General features: G+C 70.0%; 6 protein-coding genes and 1 pseudogene. All 7 read left to right on the top strand.

Annotation, left to right across the window (positions count from 1 at the left end; all coding sequences use genetic code 11):
- Window positions 1–769, top strand: a pseudogene (locus tag FUT87_RS29090) (hypothetical protein); the annotation flags it as partial.
- Between the two features lie 140 nt (window positions 770–909).
- Window positions 910–2,460 carry a cryptochrome/photolyase family protein gene (locus tag FUT87_RS20115; protein WP_147242171.1) on the top strand — a complete coding sequence of 517 codons (1,551 nt, stop codon included), beginning with the start codon at window positions 910–912 and terminating at the stop codon, window positions 2,458–2,460.
- Window positions 2,461–2,636: 176 nt separating this feature from the next.
- Window positions 2,637–3,593, top strand: coding sequence for a fasciclin domain-containing protein (locus FUT87_RS20110; protein WP_255511937.1), 957 nt, complete (start codon window positions 2,637–2,639; stop codon window positions 3,591–3,593).
- 74 nt (window positions 3,594–3,667) lie between these two features.
- Window positions 3,668–4,087, top strand: a complete 420-nt coding sequence (locus FUT87_RS20105; protein WP_186830649.1) for a DUF2878 family protein — start codon at window positions 3,668–3,670, stop codon at window positions 4,085–4,087.
- A complete protein-coding gene (locus FUT87_RS31800) occupies window positions 4,017–4,205 on the top strand; it encodes a DUF2878 family protein (protein WP_186830648.1) in 189 nt (62 codons plus the stop codon). The genes FUT87_RS20105 and FUT87_RS31800 overlap by 71 nt, the downstream gene beginning before the upstream one ends.
- Window positions 4,206–4,298: 93 nt before the next feature.
- Window positions 4,299–5,063 carry an exodeoxyribonuclease III gene (locus tag FUT87_RS20095; protein ID WP_091724401.1) on the top strand — a complete coding sequence of 255 codons (765 nt, stop codon included), beginning with the start codon at window positions 4,299–4,301 and terminating at the stop codon, window positions 5,061–5,063.
- A 148-nt stretch (window positions 5,064–5,211) separates the two neighbouring features.
- Window positions 5,212–5,535, top strand: a 324-nt coding sequence (locus FUT87_RS20090; protein WP_147242169.1) for a PAS domain-containing protein, incomplete at its 3' end; no start/stop codon positions are given.

Below are 5,535 nucleotides of genomic sequence, written 5' to 3'. Positions count from 1 at the left end.
CTCCAGCGCGCCGGCGAGCGGCAGGCGCTGGTCGGCCATCGACCAGTTGCTCCAGCAGGTCGATGCCGCGGTCGAACGCAGCCACGCGGACGCGGCGATGACGAAATCCTTCAAGGACGCCTTCCGGCAGTTGCAGGCTCCGCCCGCGGATCCAGACGAGACGCGACGCGCCGATGACGGCCGGCGTCCCGATGCCGACGAGGGACGTGAGCGTCTGCGGGACGCGGCCTCGACGCTGGCGGTCCGGCCCGCGGCGAATGTCGTGAATGGCGGCGCCGTGGACGCCCTCGACCCCAGCGCGATGGCACCGATGAGCGACGGGCTGCGCGCGCAGACGCAGGCGCTGCGGAGCGGCCTGGCGGACTTCCAGGCCAGCTTCAGCGCCGATTCGCAGCGGACCAGCCGCATCGGCAGCGTCCAGGAGGCCGGCCATGCCGACTACCGCATCGGCCAGGCGACCAGCGAGCGGCCCAACGCGGCGACCGGCGGCCGCTCGATCACGCAGACGCAGACCGAGACGCTGAGCGCCAGCTTCCAGAAGTCGCGCACCTACACGCTTGACCGCGCCGGCGGCAACTACGACGCCACCACCGTCGAGGACAGCAAGACCGTCACCACGCTGATCGACACGACGCGCGACTCGATCGCGCGCGCGATGCGCAAGACCGACGAACAGCGGCGCAAGACCTTCACCGCGGTGGAGAACCACCGCGCCGCCTCGCACCAGGAATGGCCGGATCAGCGTAGCGTCGTGGAGCGCCTGCGGTAAGCGGCCGCGCGTCGCGTTGATCCAAGGCGTCGCGATCGCCGTATATCGACGCGGAACAACAAAGGGACGCTTCCCGTGGGCGGGCGCCTGAAGGCGCCCGGACACCGCGCCGCCGCCATGCCTGCCAAGCCGTCATCGCCATGAAGGGCGCCGTGCGCTCGCTGGTCATCGTGCTGGGAGACCAGCTGGACCTGCACAGCTCGGCCTTCGACGACTTCGATCCCGAACGCGATCTCGTCTGGATGGCGGAGGTGCGCGAGGAATCCCAGCATGTCTGGTCGAGCCGGATCCGCATCGCCCTCTTCCTCTCCGCGATGCGGCACCATGCCCGGGCGTTGCAGGGGCTGGGCCGACCGGTGGATTACGTGCGACTCGACGACGCAGGCAACACCGGCAGCCTCGCCGGTGAACTCCGGCGCGCGCTGGCGCGCTGGCAGCCGCGACGCGTGGTCCTGACGGCGCCCGGCGACTGGCGCGTGCTCGAGGCGCTGCGCGGTGCGGCGGCGGTCGCCGGGCATGCGATCGAACTGCGCGACGACCGGCATTTCTTCTGCACCGTGCGGGAGTTCACCGCCTTCTCCCAGGGGCGACGGACCTTGCGCATGGAGGTGTTCTACCGGCACATGCGCCGCCATCACCGCGTGCTCATGAACGGCGACGAGCCTGCCGGCGACCGCTGGAACTTCGACGCGGAGAACCAGCGCCCCTTCCCGCCGGGCGGGCCGGCTTTCGTGCCCGATCGCGCTCGCGTGCCTCCCGACGACATCACCCGCGAGGTGCTGACACTCGTTGAGCAGGCCTTTCCCGAGCATCCGGGGTCGCTGCTGGAGTTCGACTGGCCGGTGACCCGGGAGCAGGCCCTGCACGCCCTGGAGCGCTTCATCGCGGAGCGGCTGCCCGAGTTCGGCCTCTGGCAGGACGCGATGTGGCCGGGCGAGCCGTGGCTCTGGCACGCGCAGCTGGCCGCAGCGATGAACCTGAAGTTGATCGGCCCGCGGGAGGTGGTGGCTCGCGCCGAGCAGGCATGGCGCGCGGGCGCCGCGCCGCTGGCCAGCGTCGAGGGCTTCATCCGTCAGGTGCTCGGATGGCGCGAGTACGTGCGGGGCATCTATTGGACCCACATGCCGGCGCTCGCCACGGCCAATGCCCTGGAGGCGGACCAGCCGCTGCCTGCCTTCTACTGGAGCGGCGAGACCGAGCTGGCCTGCCTCGCGGACGCGCTGCGGCAGACGCTGCGCCTGGGCTATGCCCATCACATCCAGCGGCTCATGGTGACCGGGCTGTTCTCTCTGCTGCTGGGCGTACGGCCCGCGCAGATCCACGAGTGGTACCTGGCGGTCTACGTCGATGCGGTCGAATGGGTCGAGCTGCCCAACACGCTGGGCATGAGCCAGTTCGCCGATGGTGGCCGGATGACGAGCAAGCCTTATGTCGCCAGCGGCGCCTACATCGAGCGCATGAGCGGCGGCCAGCATTGCGCCCGTTGCCCCTACCAGCCCGCCGTCAAGCTCGGTCCCCAAGCCTGTCCGTACACGACGCTGTACTGGGACTTCCTGCTGCGCCACCGCACGCGCTTCGCGCGTCATCCCCGACTGGGCGCGCAGGTCCGCCACCTCGATCGGCTGTCGGCGCAGGAGACGCGTGCGATCCAATCCCAGGCGCAGGCGCTACGCGAGCGCTTCGCCCGCTGAGCCATCGGGCCGGATCGGCCCGGATCGCCCTGGCCATCGGCAATGTGGGGCGCCGCACCCAGCGTAACGGTCCGCCTCGTCGTTGATCCATGACGGCGCGGTCGCCGTAAGACGGTCGCGTCCCCGGGCCGGTCGCGCCGGCCAGGACCGCCACAACGTCAACCCAGGAGATCCCCATGCTGCGTCTCTTCAAATGGCTGCTCGCGGCCGCGACGGTGTCGACGATGCTCACCGCCTGCGGCGGCGACGACGATGATCCCGCGCCGATGCCGACCCTCGCCCAGGCCGCCCAGAACGGCGGCTTCACCGCGCTCACGGCGGCCGCCACGAAGGCGGGGCTGGCGTCGACGCTCGCGGACGGCTCGGTGTCCCTGACGGTCTTCGCGCCGACCAACGAGGCGTTCACGAAACTGGCGACGCAGCTGGGCTTCGCCAGTGCCGATGCGATGGTCACCGCCCTGCCCGCATCGACGCTGGCCGGCATCCTCCAGTACCACGTGCTGGGCACGCGCAAGGCCGCCGCCGACCTGGCCGCGGGCGGCGCCACGCAGGCGACGCTGTACAAGTTCAACGGCAACGCCACGACGCTCAGCCTGAGCTTCACCGGCGGCGTCACGATCCAGGATGCGGCCCTCACCACCGCCCGCGTGACGACCGCCGACGTGATGGCCAGCAACGGCGTCATCCACGCGGTCGACAGGGTGCTCGTGCCTCCGGGGCTGCTGAACATCGTCCAGATGGCGCAGGTGAACCCGACCTTCGACACGCTCGTCGCCGCGGTGGTCAAGGCCAATCTGCAGGGGACGCTCAGCGGCGCCGGTCCCTTCACCATCTTCGCGCCGACCCATGACGCCTTCGCGGCCATCGCTTCGACGGTGAACGGGCTGAGCACGCAGCAGCTCACCAACGTGCTGACCTATCACGTGCTGGGCAGCGAGGTGCTGTCGGCCAACATTCCCTTCGGCACGCCGGTCACCACGGTGCTGGGCCAGTCCCTCGTGATCAACGCCGGCACGCCGCCCACCATCACCGACTCCACCGCGACGCCGGCCAGGATCGTCGCGGTCGACGTGCGGGCCAGCAACGGCGTGATTCACGTCGTCGACAAGGTGCTGATCCCCAACCCGCTGTGAAGCGGCAGCGCGCGGCGCGCCGCGATGGAAGGAGCGCCGCCATGCAGGCAGGCAGTGCATCGAGGAGGCGGCTGATGATCGGCCTCGTCCAGTTCTGCCTGTTCCAGGCCGCCTGGTTCGCGTGCGTGCTCGGCGCGGCGCATGGTCAGGTCGCGGCGGGCGTGATGGCGGTGGCCGCAGTCGTGCTGCTGCACCTGGCCATGAGTCCCGCCCGCGCCGCGGATCTGGCGCTGACGGTACTGGCCATGCTGATGGGCCTCGCGTGGGACAGCGCGATGGTCCGGCAAGGCTGGGTGCAGTACGCATCGCCCGGCCCGCTGCCCCAGCTGGCGCCGATCTGGATCCTGGCGCTCTGGGCGCTGTTCGCGACCTTGCTCCGGGGGGCCGCTGGCGTGGCTGCACGGGCGGCCGCTGCTGGCGGCGGTGCTCGGCGCCATCGGGGGACCGCTGTCCTACCTGGCCGCCGTGCGCCTGGGTGCCGGCAGCTTTCCTGACCCGGCGGTCGCACTGGCCGTGCTGGGGGCGGGTTGGGCGGTCATGACCCCGGCGCTGATCGAATCGGCCCGGCGCCTGGGCAGGCGGCGCCCGCCGGCACCCACCGGGCCCACCTGAGCCTCTCCGGTTGGCGTCTGCAGGGCGATGGCGCGTCGGCGCCGAAGGACTGGGTACGATGCGGCGTTGCCTGCCTCATCACCTACGAGCACCATGAAATTCGCCACCTGGAACGTCAACTCCCTGGCCGTGCGCCTGCCGCAGCTGCTCGACTGGCTGGCCGCCAATCCGGTCGATGCGCTCGTGCTGCAGGAGACCAAGCTCACCGACGACAAGTTCCCGACCCTGGAGATCGGCGAGGCCGGCTACCAGGTCCAGTGGTTCGGGCAGAAGACCTACAACGGCGTGGCGCTGCTGTCCCGCGAGCCCGCCCGGGACGTCGTCAAGAACATCACCGGCTATGCCGACGAACAGGCGCGGCTGATCGCCGGCACCGTCGGCGACGTGCGCGTGATCGGCGCCTACTTCCCCAACGGCCAGGCGCTGGACAGCGACAAGTTCGTCTACAAGATGGCCTGGCTGGACGGCCTGCGCGCCTGGCTCGCCAGTGAACTCCAGCAGCACAAGCAACTCGTGCTGATGGGCGACTTCAACATCGCCCCGGAAGACCGCGACTGCTACGACCCCGCCGCCTTCGTCGGCCAGACGCACACCTCGCCGCAGGAGCGCGCGCACTTCCAGGCCTTGCTCGACCTGGGCCTCACCGACGCCTACCGGCTGTTCGAGCAGCCGCCCAAGAGCTACAGCTGGTGGGACTACCGCATGCTCGGCTTCCAGAAGAACAAGGGCCTGCGCATCGACCACATCCTCGTCAGCGAGGCGCTCAAGCCCCGCGTCACCGCCTGCACGATCGACCGGCAGATGCGCAAGCTGCCCAAGCCCAGCGACCACGCACCGGTGATCGTCACGCTCGACTGACGGCCGCGCGCCGGCACTCCTTCACGGCGCGCCAACCCTCTCCCGGGTCAACCCGCAATGGCTTGATCTTGCTCAAGTGACGCCCTGACCAACTCATCGATGCTGTGTCTTGATCCAAGTCAAGACTTACCGTACAGGGAACGCATCGATGAGAACGAATCTGCCGGTCACGCAACGGGAATTCCCGTTCCCCGAAGGCCGCGCGCTGGTGTCCACCACTGACCTGAAGGGCCGGATCCTGCACTGCAACGACGTGTTCGTCGCGGTCAGCGGCTTCAGCCGCGAGGAGCTGATCGGCCGGCCGCACAACCTGATCCGCCATCCCGACATGCCGGCCGAGGCCTTCCGCGACCTCTGGGCGACGGTGCGGGCCGGACGGCCCTGGTCGGGCCTGGTGAAGAACCGCCGCAAGGATGGCGACCATTACTGGGTGATGGCCAACGTGACGCCACTGCTGCGCGACGGCCAGCCG

It is taken from the genome of Mitsuaria sp. TWR114 (genome assembly GCF_007997345.1).
This window is presented reverse-complemented; position numbering and strand designations above follow the sequence as displayed.